Here is a 17,405-nt window from a genome sequence, read left to right on the forward strand (position 1 = left end):
ATTACAACCTCACAAGTGTTTCGAGCATGTCATCCGCTGCCTGAATGACCCGCGCATTCGCGGCATAAGCTTTTTCAAGAATCAGCAGGTTCTGCAGTTCCTGATCGGTATCGACACCCTGGGCGAGCTGCTGCTCGGTCACGGCGCTGAGCCGCGATGACGCAAAGCTGAGCGTTTGCTCGGCGCTTGCCCGGTCAGCGGCCAGCAGGCCACTGAATTGCGACATCAGATCCAGCGAACCACGAGCACTGACGCCAAAGTTCCCGGACGCGGGGATGCGCGGATCGGTCAGCGCAGTCTGCAATGCATCAAGAAGAGAGCCATCGCCGACGGCACCCGGCGACGCCGCGCCGATCCCGTCCCGAAGACGCCAGACCTCGCCACCCTGCGATGGATCGACGGCGGCGTTGAGCGTGAGGCGCGTGGCCAGCCCGACCTCATCGGCCGGATCAAAGGCCGCGCCGGAATCGGTAAACAGACCGGCATCGCCCACGCCCAAGGTCGGGTCGACTCCCGGATCCTGAAACCGCTCCACCAGATCGCGTGCAAAGGCATCGAGCTGTGTTTGCGCCGTCACCCCCAGTTCATCGCGCACGGTAAATTGCGCCTCCAGGCTGCCGCCGCCAAGCGCCGACAGACGCAGGGGCTGATCGTTCAGCGTGAGGCCCGACAACGTACCCGTGTCTATCGTCTGGTAGGCGGTGACAATCGGTGATCTGTCAAAACCGATTTCTGCAGCCGTGATGTCGAGGAGAACCGCCCCGCCTTCGGAATAGATCGCAATGTCGCCGAAATCACGTTGCATGACGCGGATCGGCACAATCTGCGATATTTCGGAGAGGACCTGCTGACGCTGATCTTCCAGCGCCGCAGTCCCGCTATCGCGCGAGATCCCGCCCCGGATCATCCCGTTGAGCTTTTGTACCTGCGCAAGCGACGTGTTCAGCTTTTCCACCTGATCGGCGATGGTGCGATCCGCATCGCCGCGCGCGTCCTGAATGGCTGCCGAGGCGTTGGTGATACCCCGCACGACTGCGGCCGCGTCGCTGACGGTGCCCATCAGGCGCTCGACCGCGTCGGGACGGCTGGCGGCGCTGATCAGTCCTGCCTCAAAACTCGCCAGTCGCCCGCCCAGCCCGTCGGGATCACCCGCAAGGCCTACTAGGTCTTCGACCTTCTTCAGAAAATCAACGGGCGCCTGCGCGTTGCCCTGTCCCGCTTCGGCAAGACGCAGATCGGCGAGCAATCCCGCATCGACGTTGCGGTTGATGCCAAGGATCCGCACACCGTTCAGCCCGTTCGCCTGCGTGGTCGTCGCCAGGCTGCGCTGCGCGTAAGACGGTGTCAGCGCGTTTGCAATGTTGTTCGAGACCAGTTCGGACCCCTGCGCGGCTGCGCGCAAACCGCTGAGAGCCGCGCTCATAGCGCCTGAAATTGACATGGCAGTCCCCTTTTCTCAGTGAACCGGGGGCAGGGCGCCCCCGGACTGGCCAATCACCAGGATCAGCGTTTGATGTTCGTCGTTTCCTGCAACATTTCGTCGACGGTCTGGATAACCTTTGCATTCGACGAATAGGCGCGTTGGGTCTGGATCATCGTGGTCAGTTCGCTCGCCACATCGGTCGTCGATTCCTCGCGGGCAAAGCCGACGATGTCCCCCGTCGGCCCATCCGCGGCATCCCAAAGGAAATACGACCCGCTGTCGACTGACGGCTGATAGGTTTGCGCGTCAAGCGCGACCATCCCGTTGGGATTTGGCAGGTCGACCAGTGGCACCTGATAGATCGTGCGCGTGACGCCGGTATCGAACGTGGCGTGTACATATCCATTCCCGTCCACTTCGACCGAGGTCATGTTGCCTACGGGCGATCCGTCCTTGGTGATCGACACCGGTGCGAATGTATCCGAAAGCTGGGTCAGCGCATCGCTTTGCCCGATCGCGCCGATGTCGATTTCGATTGGCCCACCGGCAACATTTACGATCAGATTACCGGTCGTCGGATCATACGCCCCGCCTGAGACCGTCGTGACGCTTGCAAGGGTGCCACCGGCCGCGCGGCTGTCATCAAAGGCCAGGGTGTATTCCCCGATCGTTGTCGTCGGATCCACTGAGTCGGTCAGCGTCATCGTCCATTCATTCGAGGCGCCGGTCGCGGGCACGTTCGGCGTGAAGGAGACATTGATACTCTCCGACGTGCCGAGGTTGGCAAAATATTCGACCGCGAGCTGTTGAACCTCGCCGAGCGCGCCTGCGACCGTCTCGGTCGCGGGGAGGTTTACGCCCAGCGTCATGCGGGTTGTCGGCTCTCCCGTCAGCTGATTGACGTTGATCTGGACCGGCTTCAGCCCCGCATCGGTATCGCGTGAGAAAGTCGGGATCGTCCCGTCAGGGTTTGCGGGCCAGCCCAGAAGAACAAGGCCGGAGCTTGTCGTCAGATAGCCGTCTGCATCCGTCTTGAACGACCCCGTCGTGGTCAACAGCATATTCGTCTCACCGCTGCCAACGGACAGATCGGTAATCTTGGCGACCGGCAGCATGCCCCGGCCGCGTACGGCAAGGTCCGTCGCATTCGACGTGGCCACCAATGCCCCGTTGAGGTCAATCTGACGGTGTGAATCCGCGCGCACGCCGCCCGCCGTATACTGCGCCCCACGTGACCCGATCACCATCGATTGAAAATCGGTTTGCACGCGTTTGTACCCGTAGGTCGAAGAATTGGCGATGTTGTCTGAGATGCTCGCCAATCGTGTCGCGTTTGCCGACAATCCGGCGACACCTGCATTCAACGATGAGGAAATGGTCATGAAACGGCCTTTCTGCTCTGGTTTCGTGGTCCTGTCGCCTGTCGTACCTGTCAGCCTTTAAGGACGGGCTAACAGATAAAATGCCCGCTATTCGGCGCCGGAGGGCTAGTTTGCCGTGCGCAGCAGCACGATTTCGAGCCGGTCATTGCGCATCGCCATCGGATCGCGCACGACCGGTTCGCGATCCGCGTTCCCTGTCACCCGCCGCATGCGGTCAGGCCGCAGGCCCTGCTCTTCGAGCATCACGCGCATCTGCGAGGCCCGTTCCTGGGACAGTTCCCAGACAGGGTTTTGCGCAATCACGATCGGTTGGGCGTGGGCATGGCCTTCGATCGCGATCGGATTTGTAACCGTCTTTGAAATTTCTGCGATCATCGCCGAAAGGTCCTGCAACAACGGCGAGGGCTGCGCGGTGTCCCCTTCAAACAGCTGCACCCTATCGCGCGAGAAAATCTCGATGACCAACCCCTCGTCGGTGATGCGCGTGTTGATATGCTCCAGCGCGTTTTCCATGATGGCAGATTCTCCGCCAAAGCCCTGAAGCATACTGTCGAGCGCGGCAAAGCTTTCGTCCTGTGCCTTCCTGGTCTCTGCATCGGGATCATTGCCGCTGGCGCCGCGTGCGCGATCCTCGGAGGCTGGTCGCTTGGACGTGGCGCCCGTGCCGCTTTGGGGCAGGGTATCTTCGGAAAAGATCGAATCTCCGCCAAAGTTCCCGTTCCCGCCGCCCGAGACGCGGTTGATCGGGATCGTCGGCGTAAAGTAATCCGCGATCCCCACTCTTTGCTGTTCCGTCGTAGCGCTTAGCAGCCACATCAACATGAAAAAGGCCATCATCGCGGTCACAAAGTCCGCGTAGGCGACTTTCCACGCGCCCCCGTGGTGCCCGCCACCGGCAATAACCTTTTTGCGTTTGATGATGACTGGCGCCGCATCATTGCGCGCGTTCATCTCACTCACCTCATATTCTCACCCGTTCCCGAAATAGCCGGGCAGCCGTTATGAAACTGCTAATGGGCAGAGGCATGGTTAGCGCCAACTTAGCTTTTGCTTGCCAGCGTGTCGCAGGGCGCAGAAAAGGAGCGCATGACCGAAGCCCTCACAGACAGCCGCGTGGCGTGGATTCGCCTGATCGTCACTCTTGTGGCAGGCACGGTGATCAATGCAGGCATGTGGGCGATCATCGTCATCCTGCCTGCGATCGAGATGGAGTTTGGCGCGACCCGGGCGATGGCCTCTGTGCCCTACGTGCTGACGATGATCGGTTTTGCGCTGGGCAACTATTTCATTGGGCGGGCGGTGGACCGCTGGGGCATCGCGCTGTCGCTGATTGTCGCCACGGGACTGGCGGCGTTGGGCTACCTTCTGGCGGGTCTGGCACAAGGGATCTGGTTGCTGTCTGTCGCACAGCTGGTGATCGGCTTTGCCTCGGCGGCGGGCTTTGGCCCGTTGATTGCGGATATCTCTCACTGGTTTGACCGACGGCGTGGCATCGCCGTGGCTCTGGTGGCGTCGGGCAACTATCTGTCGGGCGCAATCTGGCCGCTTGTTTTGGCGGGTGTGCTTGCTGGCAGCGGCTGGCGCGCGGCTTATGTGGTGTTGGCGCTTCTTTCGATCGTGATCGTGGTGCCCTGCGCACTTATGCTGCGCGCGCGCATCCCCGACGCCGAACGCACGCTGGCCGAAGTGATCTCGGCGCGCAATGCCGCCTCGTCCGGGCTCAGCCCACGGGCGCTGCAATACCTGCTGGGATTTGCTGGAATCGCCTGCTGTGTCGCCATGTCGATGCCACAGGTGCATATCGTTGCTCTTTGCGTGGGGCTTGGGTTCGGCCCGGCGGTAGGCGCGCAAATGTTGTCGCTGATGCTGATGGGCGGCGTTGTTTCGCGCCTGATCTCGGGGCTGCTTGCGGATCGGTTGGGGGGCGTTCGGACGCTGTTGATCGGATCGGTCCTGCAGACTATGGGACTGATCCTTTATTTGCCCGCCGGCGGGATGGCTTCCCTCTATGTCGTCAGCCTCGTTTTTGGGCTCAGCCAGGGAGGAATCGTCCCCAGCTACGCCCTGATCGTGCGCGAATACATGCCCGCGCGCGAAGCGGGGGCGCGGGTGGGATTTGTCATGATGGCGACGATTCTGGGGATGGCGCTGGGTGGATGGCTATCGGGTCTGATCTACGATCTCAGCGGCAGTTACACGCTGGCCTTTGTGAACGGCATCCTCTGGAATCTGCTGAATCTTGCTATCGTGCTTTGGCTGATTTCGCGCAGCAGGCCGCGTTCGGTGCCGCTGGCGGCCTGATCACCATTTACGCGCCGCGGCGAGCCGCATCTGTTTTTGCCGCTCGCGAAAGCGGTTCTTGTCCTCTTCCGAGGTCTCGCCAATGCAGTTGTGGCAGCTGACCCCGCCTCGTATTCGGGACGCTGCGTATCGGCGGGCAGGATCGGGCGGCGACATCCGTGGCACAGCTGGTGCGGGCCGGGCTTTAGCCCGTGCTCCACGCTCACCCGATTGTCAAAGACGAAACAGGCGCCCTCCCACGTGCTTTGCGTGGCGGGCACCTCTTCGAGGTATTTCAGGATCCCGCCCTTAAGGTGGTAGACGTCTTCAACCCCCTGACCCAAAAGGTAGTTCGTCGATTTCTCACAGCGGATGCCGCCGGTGCAGAACATCGCAATCTTCTTGTTGTGGAAACGTTCCTTGTTCGCCTCCCACCACGCCGGAAACTCGCCAAAGCTTTCGGTCTTGGGATCAATCGCGCCCCGAAACGTCCCGATCTCGACTTCATAATCGTTGCGCGTATCGATGACTGCCACATCGTCGCGCGCGATAAGCGCGTTCCAATCTGAGGGATCCACATAGTGCCCGGTGCCCGCCAGCGGATCCACGTCCGGCTGTCCCATCGTCACGATCTCGCGCTTGAGCCGGACCTTCATCTTGCCGAACGGCGGCACTTCGCTGTGCGAGATCTTATGCTCCAGCGCGGCACAGCCGGGCAGGGAACGCAGATGCGCCAGCACCGTTTCAACGGCTGCGGCAGACGGCCCCGCAATCGTACCGTTCACCCCCTCGCGGGCGAGCAGCAGCGAGCCTGTGATCCCCTGCGCGCGGCACAGATCCATTAGCGGCGGCTTCAGCGCCTCGGGGTCGTCCAAACGGGCAAAGTTATAGAGGGCGGCAATGGTATACATGGGCCAAGCACATAGGCCCGGTGGGGGCGGTTGCGCAAGGGGGCAGCCACGCTAGACTGACACCGAAGTTTGAGGAGATCCAACATGCACGCCCTACTCGTCATCGACGTCCAGAACGATTTTTGCCCCGGCGGCGCGCTTGCCGTCGCGGGTGGGGACGAGATCGTCAGTGGGATCAACGCCGCGATGGGCAAATTCGACGCGGTCATCCTCACGCAGGACTGGCACCCTGCGGGGCATTCGTCGTTCGCCTCTGTGCACGAAGGGCGCGACCCGATGCAGGTGATCGACATGCCCTACGGCCCGCAGGTGCTGTGGCCCGATCACTGCGTGCAGGGCAGCCCCGGCGCCGCCTTTCACCCCACGCTGGAAATTGACCGCGCCCAGATGATCATCCGCAAAGGCTACAACCCCGCCATCGACAGCTATTCCGCGTTCTTCGAGAATGACCACAAGACGCCGACCGGGCTGGAGGGTTATCTGCGTACCCGTAGCATCACCGATCTGACGCTTGTCGGGCTCGCCACGGATTTCTGCGTGAACTACTCCGCAGTGGATGCCGCGCAGCTTGGCTTCACGGTCGCCGTGCAGATGGACCTGTGCCGCGCGATTGATTTCGACGGTTCGCTGGAGGAGGCGGAAAAGGCGATGCGCGGCGCCGGTGTCGACCTGCGCTAGAGCCCTTTCAGGATTGTCCGGTCGCCGTCGACCCTCCCCCTGATCAGACGAATGTTGCGCGCTGCGCGCGGGCGGTCCCGGAACCGATCGTTGGATACGATCGCCAGCCGTTCCTGTCGGGCGAATTTCAGAATGAACTCGTCGGCTTCGGTGCGTGCGGGGCAGACCATGATCCGGTTGCGCGCCAAATCGAGTGCACTGGCAAACTTCCCTTCATCGAACGAACGGTCCCCGATGTGGTGCCGTGACGAGGCATCGAGAAAGACCACCGGATCATATCCGCGCCGCCGCAGATCCGTGACCACCTTCTTAAGTGTGGCCAGCTTCGCACGATTGTCATGCCAGAACATCACGTTGGTCCCGTCCACCGCGATGCGTCGACGGTCCTTCGCTTTCTTGATCTTGGTTCGGCGCCGCAGCGCGGTGAACACCGCCAGCAGCGCTGCCCCCAACACCCCGATAGCGAGCCAATCGACCAATTCCATCCGCTGGTTTCTTCCTTCCCACGATCGCGGTATCCTTGCCGCAACACTGCGAACCACAAGGAACTATCAATGGTCGATATTGCCACCCGCGTCTGGAACCACAAGTGGAAGATCGACCCCATCGTGCGGTCGCTCATCGACACGGATTTCTACAAGCTGTTGATGTGCCAGTCGATCTTTCGCAACCGCCCCGATGCGACCGTGACGTTCAGCCTGATCAACCGCTCGACGCATATTCCGCTGGCCGATCTGATTGACGAGGGGGAGCTGCGTGAGCAGCTCGATCACATCCGCTCTCTCAGCCTCAGCCGCGGGGAATCGACGTGGCTGCGCGGCAATACCTTCTACGGCAAGCGCCAGATGTTTCGCCCCGATTTCATGGAGTGGTTCGAGGGCCTGCGCCTGCCGCCCTACCATCTTGAGCGCAAGGGCGACCAGTATGAGCTGACGTTCGAGGGTAAATGGCATGAGGTCATGCTGTGGGAAATCCCGGCGCTTGCCGTGCTTATGGAACTGCGGGGCCGTGCCGTTACCGGCGGCATGGGCAAATTCGAGCTGCAAGTGCTCTACGCCCGCGCGATGACCCGCGTTTGGGAAAAGGTTGAGGCATTGCGCGATATTCCCGATCTGTCGATTGCCGATTTCGGCACCCGTCGGCGGCATTCCTTTCTGTGGCAGGACTGGTGCGTGCAGGCGATGAGCGAGGGTCTTGGCGATGCCTTCACGGGCACCAGCAATTGCAAGATCGCGATGAAGCGCGAAATGGAGGCAATCGGCACGAACGCGCACGAATTGCCCATGGTCTATGCAGCACTTGCCAAGGACGACGAAAGCCTCGCGCGCGCACCCTACGACGTGCTGGAGGATTGGCACGATGAGCACGAGGGCAATCTGCGCATCATCCTGCCCGACACCTACGGATCCAAGGGGTTTCTGGACAACGCGCCCGATTGGCTGGCCGGCTGGACCGGTATCCGCATCGACAGCGGTGATCCGGCGACGGCGGCGCGTATGGCGATCGATTGGTGGAAGGCGCGCGGCGAAGATCCGGCAACGAAACGCCTGATTTTCTCTGACGGCCTGGACGTCGACAAGATCCGCGAACTACACGGGCAATTCGCCGACAAGACGTCGATCTCCTTTGGCTGGGGCACGCTGCTCACCAATGATTTCCGCGGGCTTGTCCCCGACGACCGGCTCGCGCCCTTCAGCCTGGTCTGCAAGGCGGTCGCGGCGGATGGCAACCCGACGGTAAAGCTTTCGGACAATCCCAAAAAGGCGATGGGCCCGGCGGATGAAATCGCGCGTTACAAGCGGGTGTTTGGCGTCGGCGCGCAGGATGCGCAGGAAGTCGTCGTATGACCACGACACACGAGGCCGACGAGGACGCGCGCAACGCAGATATCCTGATCTACGTCAACGGGGAGCTGAAACCGCGCGCGGAGGCAGTCGTGTCGGTTTATGACAGCGGCTTCATGCTGGGCGATGGGATGTGGGAGGGGATGCGGCTCTACGACGGGGTATGGGCGTTTTTCGACGCGCATATGGATCGGTTTTTCGACAGCTGCAAGGCGGTCTCTCTCGACGTTGGAATGGACCGGGCGGGGATCGCACAGGCGCTGCGCATGACGGCCGAGGCCAACGGCATGACCACCGATGTGCACTGCCGCCTGATGCTGACACGCGGCGTGAAGGTCAAACCGTTCCAGCACCCCTCGCTCAGCCGGTCCGGCCCCACGCTGGTGATCATCATGGAGCATTCGCGCCCCGTCGAGCGTTTGCAATCGCGCGGCATCCGGCTGGCGACGGTGCCGCAGGTGCGCGGCCTCCCGATGAGCCAGGATGCCAAATATAACAGTCATTCCAAGCTGAATTGTGTGATCGCTTGCCTGCAGGCCGAACAGGCGGGCGCGGATGAGGGGCTGATGCTGGATCCGCATGGTTTTGTGAATACCACCAACGCCTGCAACTTCTTCATCGTGCGCAAGGGGGCGGTTTGGACCTCGACCGGGGATTACTGCATGAACGGCGTCACCCGGCAAAAGGTGATCGACCTGTGCCGCGCCGACGGCATCCCCGTGTTCGAGCGGAACTATTCGCTCGTCGATGCCTACGGTGCTGACGAGGCGTTTCTGACCGGCACTTTCGGGGCGCAAACTCCGGTGGGCGAGATCGATGGCAAGCCGATCGGAACCGGCGAGCGGCCGGTGATGGCGCGGATCCAAGCGCTCTACAACGAAGCGATTGCGCAGGATGTGGCCCGCTCACGCGCGGGTGCGGCGGGCCTGTAGGCTGGTGCGGATGAACCCCACGATAAAGATGATCGTAAGGATCAGGATGATCGTCGGCGCAGGCGCGCTATCGAGGAAGAAACTCGCGTAGACCCCCAGGAACCCCGACACCAGCGTGACCAGCACTGCCACAGGCAGCATGTGCGAAAACTGCCGGGTAAAAAGGAACGCGATGGCGCCGGGGGCGATCAGCAAACCGATGCTCAGGACGATCCCCACTGCCGACAGCGTCGCCACGATGGTGAGCGAGATCAGCGCGAGCAGCCCGTAGTGCAACACGCCCACGCGTAGCCCCACCGCCTGCGCCTGCACCGGATCGAACGCGTGCAACATCAGGTCGCGGCGTTTGAGGATCAGACACCCCGCGACGATCACGGCGATGATGCCCGTCGTCCACAGATCCTGCGGCCCCACGCCCAGCATGTTGCCGAACAGGATGTGGTCAAGGTGCACGGCGGTCGTGATCTTGGTGTAGAGCACGATGCCGAAGCCGAACATGCCCGAGAATACGATGCCCATCACCGTATCCTGTTTGACCCGCGAATTCTCCGCCAGAAAACCGGTGGCGAGTGCACAGGTCATGCCCGCGGCAAAGGCGCCGATCACCAGCGGCAGTCCCAACAGATAGGCCAGCACCACCCCGGGCAGCACCGCGTGGCTGATGGCATCGCCCATCAATGACCAGCCTTTTAGAACCAGATAGCAGGACAACAGGCTCGTCGGCACGGCGATCATCGCCATGATGACAAAGGCGTTCTGCATGAACGGAAACTGGAAGGGCAGCAGCAGATCCCCCATCATGCCCCCTTTACCGCCGCGGCGGCGCGTTTGCGCGCGGCGCGGTATCCGTGTTTTGGTGCGTAGAAAAAGACGGCGAGAAAGATCAGCGTCTGCAGGCTCACGATGATCCCGCCCGTCGCCCCGTCGAGGAAAAAGCTCAGGTAGGCGCCGAAAAAGCTGGTCAGCGTACCGATGGCGACGCTGACGATCAACAGCCGCTCGAACCGGTCGCAGAGCAGATAGGCGGTCGCACCCGGTGTCACGACCATGGCGATCACCAGAAACGCGCCCACGGTTTGCAACGCGGCGACGCAGGACGCCGCCAGCAGGGCAAAGAACACCACGCGCAACAGCTCGGGCCGCAGGCCGATGGCGCGGGCGTGATCCTCGTCAAAGAAGGTGACCATCAGGTCTTTCCACTTGGCCAGCAGAACGGCGAGGGTCACAAAACCGATGATCGCCAGTTGCAGCGTGTCCTCCGGAGTGATCGCCAGAATATTGCCCATCGTGATCGTCTCGATCGACACGGATGTGGGCGACAGCGAAACCATGAACAGCCCCAGCCCAAAGAACGAGGTAAAGATCAGCCCGATGATCGTATCCTCCTTCAGCCCGGTGCGCTGATTGAGGAACAGCATCGTGCCCGCGGCCAGCCCCCCGGCGGCAAAGGCGCCCAGCGCGAACGGCAGACCCAGCATATAGGCGCCCGCCACACCCGGCACGATCGAGTGGCTCAGCGCGTCGCCGATCAGTGACCATCCCTTGAGCATCAGATAGGCCGACAGAAACGCACAGATCGCGCCCACCAGCGCCGACACCCACATCGCGTTGAACATATAACCGTAGGTGAAAGGCAGCAGTAGCGTCTCGATCACTCCGCGCGCTCCTTTTGCGTCTCGTCGCCGTAGACGACAAAGGGACGCTCGTCATCGGTGATCACCCGGATCGACCGCGCGTCATCGTCGTCGTGCAGATCTGATCCGCCCAGAACAAAGTGCCGCAAGACGCCGCCAAAGGCGCGCTCAAGGTTGGCGTGGGTGAACGTAGTCTCCGTCGGTCCATAGGCCAGCACCGTTTCCTTGACCAGCACCGTGCGGTCGCAAAATTCGGGTACCGAGCCGAGGTTGTGGGTCGATACCAGCATCACCCGCCCCTCATCGCGCATCGCGCGCAGCAGCGCCACAATGGCATCCTCGGTCTGCACATCAACGCCGGTGAACGGCTCGTCGAGCAGGATCACCCGGCCCTCCTGCGCGAGCGCGCGGGCAAGAAACACCCGCTTGCGCTGCCCACCCGACAGCTCACCGATCTGGCGGTGGCGATAGTCGGTCATGTTCACACGGTCCAGCGCCTGTGCCACGGCTGCATGATCGGCAGCGGCGGGGCGGCGGAAGAACCCCATGTGACCATAGCGGCCCATCATCACGACATCCTCGACCAATACGGGGAACGACCAATCGACCTCTTCCGACTGCGGAACATAGGCCACGATGTTGCGCTTGAGCGCCTCCTTCACCGGCATGCCCATCACGGTGATCTGACCCTGCGCGGCGGGGACAAAGCCCATGATCGCCTTAAACAGGGTCGATTTCCCGGCGCCGTTCACACCAACGAGGGCAGCGATGCTGCCCTCTGGAACGTCGAAGGTGGCATCGCGCAGGGCGGTATGACCGTTGCGGTAGGTCACCGTCACACCCTGCGCGGAAATGCCCGGTGCGGCGTTCATTCAGTCAGACCCTCCGCAATCGTCTGCGACGTCACGCGCAGCAGGTCTAGGTATGTCGGCACCGGCCCGTCCGCCTCGGTAAGACTATCCACATAGAGCACGCCACCGTAGGCCGCGCCCGTTTCCCGCGCGACTTGCTCGGCGGGCGCTTGGCTGACGGTGGATTCGCAGAACACCGCCGGGATGTCATGCTCCCGCACCCCGTCGATGACACGGCGCACCTGCTGCGGGGTGCCTGTCGCGTCAGCGTTCATCGGCCACAGGTACAGCTCCTGCATCCCGAAATCGCGGGCTAGATAGCTGAACGCGCCTTCGCAGGTCGTCAGCCAACGCCGCGCCTCGGGCACCTCTGCGATGCGGTCCCGCAGGGGAGAGATCGCGTCGCTGATCTGCTGTTTGTAGCGTTCCGCGTTCGCGCGATAGGCGTCCGCGTTGTCGGGATCATTCTCGACGAAGGCATCGCGAATGTTGTCGACATAGATCAGCGCGTTATCCAACCCCATCCAGGCGTGCGGGTTCGGCTTGCCCGCGTAATCGCCCGAAGCGATGGAAATCGGGTCAATCCCGTCGGTGATCGTGGCGGCGGGCACATCGCGCAGATTGCGCAGGAATTGCTCGAACCACAGCTCAAGGTTCAGACCGTTCCACAGGATCAGATCGGCATCCTGCGCGCGGATGATGTCGCGCGGCGTGGGTTGGTAGCCGTGGATTTCCGCGCCGGGCTTCGTGATGCTTTCCACCACGGCGGCATCGCCCGCCACATTGCGGGCCATGTCGGCAATGACGGTAAAGGTTGTGACGGCTTTGAACTTTTCTTGCGCGGCCACAGGGGCCGCGACCAACATCAGGGCAAAGGCGAGAAAACGCATTATCGAATCATCCTATGGGTGTGCATTTTTGCCTTTGAGTATGAGAACCGTTTGCATCTGTAAACAAGAATGCGTACGATTCGCAAACATAGGCGTTGGTTGAGAATTTGGAGCCCAAACCGTGAGCGACAAGAGTGCAGAGACGGAAAAAATGGCTGCCAGCCTACGCAAGGCCGGCATCCGCGTGACCAAACAACGCATCGCCCTGATGCAGGTTCTGGCCGAGGCCGACGACCACCCCGATGCGTTCGAGCTGCACGAGCGCGCCCGCGCGGTGGAGCCGTCGGTATCGCTTGCCACGGTCTACCGGACCCTCAGCACGTTGGAGGAGGGCGGCGTCGTGCACCGCCATAGTTTCGAGGGCGGCGGCGCGCGGTTCGAGACGACGCATGAGGAACACCACGACCATATCCTCGACATCGACAGCGGCGCGGTGATCGAATTCCAATCCGACAAGATCGAAGAGCTGCAAGAGGCCATCGCGCGAGAGCTTGGCTATGAGGTCGTGCACCACCGGCTTGAGCTTTATTGCCGCAAGATCCCCTGAGCGCGCAGGCGCCGTTCGCGCCAGATGATCATCAGTCCGCTCGCCACGATCAGCAGCGCACCGGGGAACAATTCGCTCAGCGGTGCCTCGTCAAAGAAAAGCCAGCCCAGACCAAACGCGAGCGGGATGCCGAAATACTGGATCGGGGCCAGATCGCTCTGCTCCGCCATCCGGTAGGCGCCAATGAGCAGCAGCACGGCGGTACCCCCAAACGCCCCCATGCCGATGATCCAGCCGATGTCCTCCACCCGCGTGATCGGAGTGAATCCGCTGGTGGCGAGCGCCAGCGCCACCGCGCCCAGCAGCGCGACCACGCTGGAATAAAGATTGACCAGAGGCGTCGGCACCTCGTCGTCCATCAGCCGCGCGGTGACCCCGACCAGCGCATAGCAAAACGCCGCCAGCAGCGGCAGTAGGGCCGCGGCGTTGAACGCATCGCCCCCCGGTCGCATGATCCAGATCACCCCGGCAAAGCCGATCAGGACGGCGCTCCATCGCAGCCATCCCACACGCTCGCCCAAGAGCGGCACGGCCAGCGCCACCGCAAAGATCGAATTGGCGTAGGTGATGGTTGAAGCGGTGGCAAAGCTGAGGATGCCCAACGAGATATAAAATGACATCTGCGCCACCGTCAGGATCAGACCGCGCGATAATGCCAGCCGCCATTGCCGGATTCGCCAGCGCTTGCCGCCCGCGCGCCAGCTGCGCGAGGCATAAAGCACGATCAATGAAGGGATCAGCCCGAACACATTGCGCCACGCGGCGAGTTCCTGCGCGTGGAATCGCTGTGACAAAAGCTTGATGATCAGACCCATCGCGTCGAACAGCACCAGCGCCATAAGCATAAACGCGATGGCGGTCAGGGTGCGATCTGTCTTCATCGCGCGATGATGCGTCGGATTTTGCCCCTTTGCCAGACGGCAGGCACCGATTCCCCGCTACGCGTCGGAAATTCCCTTGCGCGGGTGCGGCGATTGGGCGTAACTGAACGGGCTTGGTGCCCCAATCAGGGGCCGAACAGGGAATTCAGGAGGGGATCTCTCCGATCTGAAGCCGCCCCCGCGACTGTAAGCGGTGAGCCGTTGCCCCGTATGCCACTTGCCCCCGTTGGGTTGGGAAGGCGGGCATCGGCCACGACCCGCAAGCCAGGAGACCTGCCAGGCAAACGCAATCGTGTCGCCGTCGGGGTGACGGCAAGGAGAATTGATATGAAGACCGAAGCACAGACAGTCGCCGCAACCCGCAGCGCCACACTGCCCGCCCTGTTTGCCGTGATCCTCGGCGTCGCCGTCATCACCATGACAGGCCACCTGCAGGCCGCGACACTGCACGACGCGGCGCACGACATGCGCCACGCGACCGGCTTTCCCTGCCACTAAGCCATGCTTGGAAAATTGCTGGCCAGCGCGTTGTTCGCTGGTGCTGCAACGGGTCTGATTGTCGGCCTGTTGCAGCTTTTGTTCGTTCAGCCCGTGCTGTTGCACGCCGAGCTCTACGAGAGCGGTGAGCTTGTGCATTTTGGCGGTGCCGCGATCAGCGCGCACCCCGATCTGCCGGGTTTTGATCCCGTGCGCGATCTGTTGAGCGTTGTGTTCACGATGCTCACCTACACCGGCTACGCCTTCATCCTGGTGGCCCTGATGCTGGTCGCCGAGGAACGCGGCGCGCAAATCGACGCGCGTAGCGGGCTTATCTGGGGCGTCGCCGGGTTTGTCGCCGCGCATTTTGCGCCCGCCTTCAGCCTTGCGCCCGAAGTGCCGGGCGTGGCGGCCGCCGATGTTGGTGCACGCCAGATCTGGTGGTTTGCCACCGTGGGTGCTGCGGCTGTGGCGATGTGGTTGATCGCCTTCGGGCGTAACTGGGCGCTGTGGGGCGTGGCGGTGATCCTGCTGGCCGCACCGCATCTTGTCGGCGCGCCTGAGCCGGACACCTTCACCGGCCCCGTCCCGACAGAGATCGGCGCGCTCTTTGCCGCCCGCGCCTTGGGCGTGGGGCTGGCGGCCTGGGTGATCCTTGGCGCGTTCAGCGCGTTCTTCCTCGACCGCGAACAGCGGCGGGGGTGAGGTCATGCGCACCCTTGCTCTCTTTCTCATCGGGGTGACCTTTGGCGGCGCTGGCGGGTTCGTCTATGCTGCCGCGAATGGCATCACGCTGGACGGTCACGACCATAGCGATCCGGCCCATCACGGCGGGATGCAACACGGCGACGGCGATCACGCGATGCTGCACGACACCCCGCGCGACGTGGACCCCGCCAGCGCCCCGACCCTTGCCGTCGAAGTCACTGCAGACCCGATGGCGGGCTACAACCTGCACGTCATGGCCGAGCGTTTCCGCTACGCGCCCCGCGCGGCCAGCGGCCCCCATGTGGCGGGTGAGGGGCATGCCCATGTCTATGCCAACGGGGTCAAGCTGGGGCGGCTCTACGGGCCTTGGATGCACCTCGAAAACCTGCCCAAAGGCGAGGTCGAAATCACCGTGACGCTCAACGCGAACGATCACCGTCCGCTGGCCATCGCGGGCGCGCCGATTGCGGCCTCCACAACCGTAACGGTCGACTAGCCGGAGGCGCTTTCTGCGCGCCCGATTCTACGCTACACGCAGCCCTGAAAAGGAGCCTTTGAGATGACCGCGACCCTTTATGTCTGCACCACCTGCAAGGTCGGCGAAGTGCACGAAGACGACAGCCAGCGCCCCGGCGCCCGCCTGCACCGCGCGCTTGAGGCCCACGGCGCGCCCGAGGGTGTGCGCATCGCCCCGGTCGAATGCCTCTCGGCGTGCAAAACCGGGGCCGCCGTCGCCCTGTCGCAGCCCGGCAAATGGACGTATGTCTATGGCCACATGACCGAGGCCGACGCGCCCGATATCCTCGCCGGGGCCGCCGCCTATGCCGCCACGCCCGACGGCCTTGTGCCCTGGCGCGAACGCCCCGTCATTTTCCGCAAACAAAGCGTGGCCCGCGTGCCCGCCCTGACACTGCCACTGGAGGCCGCCGAATGAGCGATCTGTCGAAAATCCCCGTTACCGTCATCACCGGCTTTCTCGGCGCGGGTAAAACCACGCTGATCCGCCACCTGATGACCCAATCAAACGGCCGCCGCCTGGCCGTTCTGGTCAATGAGTTCGGCACCGTGGGCGTGGATGGTGATATCCTGCGCTCCTGCGCGATCCCCGATTGCCCGGTCGAGAATATCGTCGAGCTGGCCAATGGCTGCATCTGTTGCACGGTCGCCGATGATTTCATCCCGACGATCGAGGCGCTGATGGCGCTGCCCGAACGCCCCGATCATATCCTGATCGAAACCTCCGGTCTGGCCCTGCCCAAACCGCTGCTCAAGGCGTTTGACTGGCCTGCGATCCGCTCCAAGATCACCGTGGACGGCGTGATCGCGCTGGCCGATGCCGAGGCGGTTGCCGCCGGTACCTTTGCGTCTGACGTCGACGCGGTGGATGCGCAGCGCCGTGCGGATGAAAGCCTCGACCACGACACGCCACTGTCGGAGGTGTTCGAGGATCAAATAAGCTGCGCCGACATCATCCTGATGTCCAAGGCCGATCTTGCGGGCGCTGAAGGTCTTGCGAAAGCGCGTGCCGTGATCGAGGCGGAAAGCCCGCGCAAGATCCCGATCCTGGAGATGACCGAGGGCGTGATTGACGCCAATGTGGTACTGGGCCTCAACGCCAAAGCCGAGGATGACCTGAACGCGCGCCCCTCGCACCACGACGGTCACGACGATCACGAGCACGATGATTTCGACACCATCGTGATCCCCATGCCCGAAGTTGAGGATCCGCAAACGCTCGTCGTCGCCATCGAACGCCTCGCGACCGAACAACACATCCTGCGGGTCAAAGGCTACGTTGCCGTTTCGGGCAAACCGATGCGGCTGCTGGTGCAGGCCGTGGGCGCCCGCGTGCGCCATCAGTTCGACCGCCCCTGGGGCAGCGACGCCCGGCAGGGTGCGCTGGTGGTCATCGCCGAGCATGACCACGTCAACGAGGCCAAGATCCGGGAGGCGCTGGGCGCGTAACC

19 protein-coding genes, 1 pseudogene and 1 riboswitch are annotated in these 17,405 nt (G+C 62.7%); of the genes and pseudogenes, 10 read left to right on the top strand and 10 right to left on the bottom strand.

Features of this window, described 5'->3' with window-relative positions; genetic code table 11:
* Window position 1: 1 nt before the first annotated feature.
* The 3 genes from flgK to KDD17_RS15675 all read right to left on the bottom strand — a co-directional run bounded on the left by flgK (window position 2) and on the right by KDD17_RS15675 (window position 3,756).
* Entirely contained in the window at window positions 2-1,423 is a 1,422-nt protein-coding gene (flgK, locus tag KDD17_RS15665; RefSeq protein ID WP_254796821.1) for a flagellar hook-associated protein FlgK, read from the bottom strand.
* 80 nt (window positions 1,424-1,503) lie between these two features.
* The gene (locus tag KDD17_RS15670; protein WP_212704512.1) at window positions 1,504-2,805 is read right to left on the bottom strand and encodes a flagellar hook protein FlgE; all 1,302 of its coding nucleotides are present in this window, start codon (window positions 2,803-2,805) and stop codon (window positions 1,504-1,506) included.
* 105 nt (window positions 2,806-2,910) lie between these two features.
* The gene (locus KDD17_RS15675) at window positions 2,911-3,756 is read right to left on the bottom strand and encodes an OmpA/MotB family protein (protein WP_212704513.1); all 846 of its coding nucleotides are present in this window, start codon (window positions 3,754-3,756) and stop codon (window positions 2,911-2,913) included.
* Window positions 3,757-3,891: 135 nt separating this feature from the next.
* Here KDD17_RS15675 and KDD17_RS15680 point away from each other — a divergent pair, with 135 nt between their 5' ends.
* Window positions 3,892-5,106, top strand: coding sequence for an MFS transporter (locus KDD17_RS15680; RefSeq protein ID WP_212704514.1), 1,215 nt, complete (start codon window positions 3,892-3,894; stop codon window positions 5,104-5,106).
* Here the strand turns inward: KDD17_RS15680 and trhO are convergent.
* Window positions 5,107-5,996, bottom strand: a pseudogene (gene trhO, locus KDD17_RS15685) (oxygen-dependent tRNA uridine(34) hydroxylase TrhO).
* 84 nt (window positions 5,997-6,080) lie between these two features.
* Between trhO and pncA the strand changes: the two are divergent.
* A complete protein-coding gene (gene pncA, locus KDD17_RS15690) occupies window positions 6,081-6,674 on the top strand; it encodes a bifunctional nicotinamidase/pyrazinamidase (protein WP_212704515.1) in 594 nt (197 codons plus the stop codon).
* Here pncA and KDD17_RS15695 read toward each other — a convergent pair.
* Window positions 6,671-7,159, bottom strand: coding sequence for an NYN domain-containing protein (locus tag KDD17_RS15695; RefSeq protein ID WP_212704516.1), 489 nt, complete (start codon window positions 7,157-7,159; stop codon window positions 6,671-6,673). The two genes, pncA and KDD17_RS15695, sit on opposite strands and share 4 nt — an antisense overlap.
* A gap of 69 nt (window positions 7,160-7,228) precedes the next feature.
* Between KDD17_RS15695 and pncB the strand changes: the two genes are divergently transcribed.
* Window positions 7,229-8,521 (top strand): nicotinate phosphoribosyltransferase, encoded by a 1,293-nt coding sequence (gene pncB, locus KDD17_RS15700; protein ID WP_212704517.1) that lies wholly within the window; start codon window positions 7,229-7,231, stop codon window positions 8,519-8,521.
* Entirely contained in the window at window positions 8,518-9,450 is a 933-nt protein-coding gene (locus KDD17_RS15705; RefSeq protein ID WP_212704518.1) for an aminotransferase class IV, read from the top strand. The genes pncB and KDD17_RS15705 overlap by 4 nt, the downstream gene beginning before the upstream one ends.
* On the opposite strand, the gene KDD17_RS15710 is transcribed toward KDD17_RS15705, so the two are convergent.
* From KDD17_RS15710 to KDD17_RS15725, 4 genes are read right to left on the bottom strand one after another with little or no spacing between them, the layout of a single operon-like run.
* A complete protein-coding gene (locus KDD17_RS15710; protein ID WP_212704519.1) occupies window positions 9,424-10,251 on the bottom strand; it encodes a metal ABC transporter permease in 828 nt (275 codons plus the stop codon). The genes KDD17_RS15705 and KDD17_RS15710 overlap by 27 nt on opposite strands.
* The gene (locus KDD17_RS15715; protein ID WP_284438382.1) at window positions 10,248-11,105 is read right to left on the bottom strand and encodes a metal ABC transporter permease; all 858 of its coding nucleotides are present in this window, start codon (window positions 11,103-11,105) and stop codon (window positions 10,248-10,250) included. The genes KDD17_RS15710 and KDD17_RS15715 overlap by 4 nt, the downstream gene beginning before the upstream one ends.
* Window positions 11,102-11,956, bottom strand: coding sequence for a manganese/iron ABC transporter ATP-binding protein (locus tag KDD17_RS15720; protein WP_212704520.1), 855 nt, complete (start codon window positions 11,954-11,956; stop codon window positions 11,102-11,104). The genes KDD17_RS15715 and KDD17_RS15720 overlap by 4 nt, the downstream gene beginning before the upstream one ends.
* Window positions 11,953-12,825, bottom strand: a complete 873-nt coding sequence (locus KDD17_RS15725) for a metal ABC transporter substrate-binding protein (protein WP_212704521.1) — start codon at window positions 12,823-12,825, stop codon at window positions 11,953-11,955. The genes KDD17_RS15720 and KDD17_RS15725 overlap by 4 nt, the downstream gene beginning before the upstream one ends.
* Window positions 12,826-12,976: 151 nt before the next feature.
* Here KDD17_RS15725 and KDD17_RS15730 point away from each other — a divergent pair, with 151 nt between their 5' ends.
* Window positions 12,977-13,372 (top strand): Fur family transcriptional regulator, encoded by a 396-nt coding sequence (locus KDD17_RS15730; RefSeq protein ID WP_212704522.1) that lies wholly within the window; start codon window positions 12,977-12,979, stop codon window positions 13,370-13,372.
* On the opposite strand, the gene KDD17_RS15735 is transcribed toward KDD17_RS15730, so the two are convergent.
* A complete protein-coding gene (locus tag KDD17_RS15735) occupies window positions 13,351-14,253 on the bottom strand; it encodes a DMT family transporter (protein WP_212704523.1) in 903 nt (300 codons plus the stop codon). The genes KDD17_RS15730 and KDD17_RS15735 overlap by 22 nt on opposite strands.
* Window positions 14,254-14,350: 97 nt before the next feature.
* Window positions 14,351-14,548: riboswitch (cobalamin riboswitch) on the top strand.
* Between the two features lie 32 nt (window positions 14,549-14,580).
* Here KDD17_RS15735 and KDD17_RS15740 point away from each other — a divergent pair.
* The 5 genes from KDD17_RS15740 to cobW all read left to right on the top strand — a co-directional run bounded on the left by KDD17_RS15740 (window position 14,581) and on the right by cobW (window position 17,403).
* Entirely contained in the window at window positions 14,581-14,751 is a 171-nt protein-coding gene (locus KDD17_RS15740) for a CbtB domain-containing protein (RefSeq protein ID WP_212704524.1), read from the top strand.
* A 3-nt stretch (window positions 14,752-14,754) separates the two neighbouring features.
* On the top strand, window positions 14,755-15,435 hold the full coding sequence (locus tag KDD17_RS15745) for a CbtA family protein (protein WP_212704525.1): 681 nt from the start codon (window positions 14,755-14,757) through the stop codon (window positions 15,433-15,435).
* A gap of 4 nt (window positions 15,436-15,439) precedes the next feature.
* Entirely contained in the window at window positions 15,440-15,934 is a 495-nt protein-coding gene (locus tag KDD17_RS15750; protein WP_212704526.1) for a hypothetical protein, read from the top strand.
* Window positions 15,935-15,997: 63 nt separating this feature from the next.
* The gene (locus KDD17_RS15755) at window positions 15,998-16,372 is read left to right on the top strand and encodes a DUF1636 family protein (protein ID WP_212704527.1); all 375 of its coding nucleotides are present in this window, start codon (window positions 15,998-16,000) and stop codon (window positions 16,370-16,372) included.
* Complete coding sequence (gene cobW, locus KDD17_RS15760; protein WP_212704528.1) at window positions 16,369-17,403, top strand: cobalamin biosynthesis protein CobW; 1,035 nt, start codon at window positions 16,369-16,371, stop codon at window positions 17,401-17,403. The genes KDD17_RS15755 and cobW overlap by 4 nt, the downstream gene beginning before the upstream one ends.
* Window positions 17,404-17,405 lie beyond the last annotated feature (2 nt).

This window comes from Sulfitobacter albidus (genome assembly GCF_018200035.1).
Taxonomy (GTDB): Bacteria; Pseudomonadota; Alphaproteobacteria; order Rhodobacterales; family Rhodobacteraceae; genus Sulfitobacter; species Sulfitobacter albidus.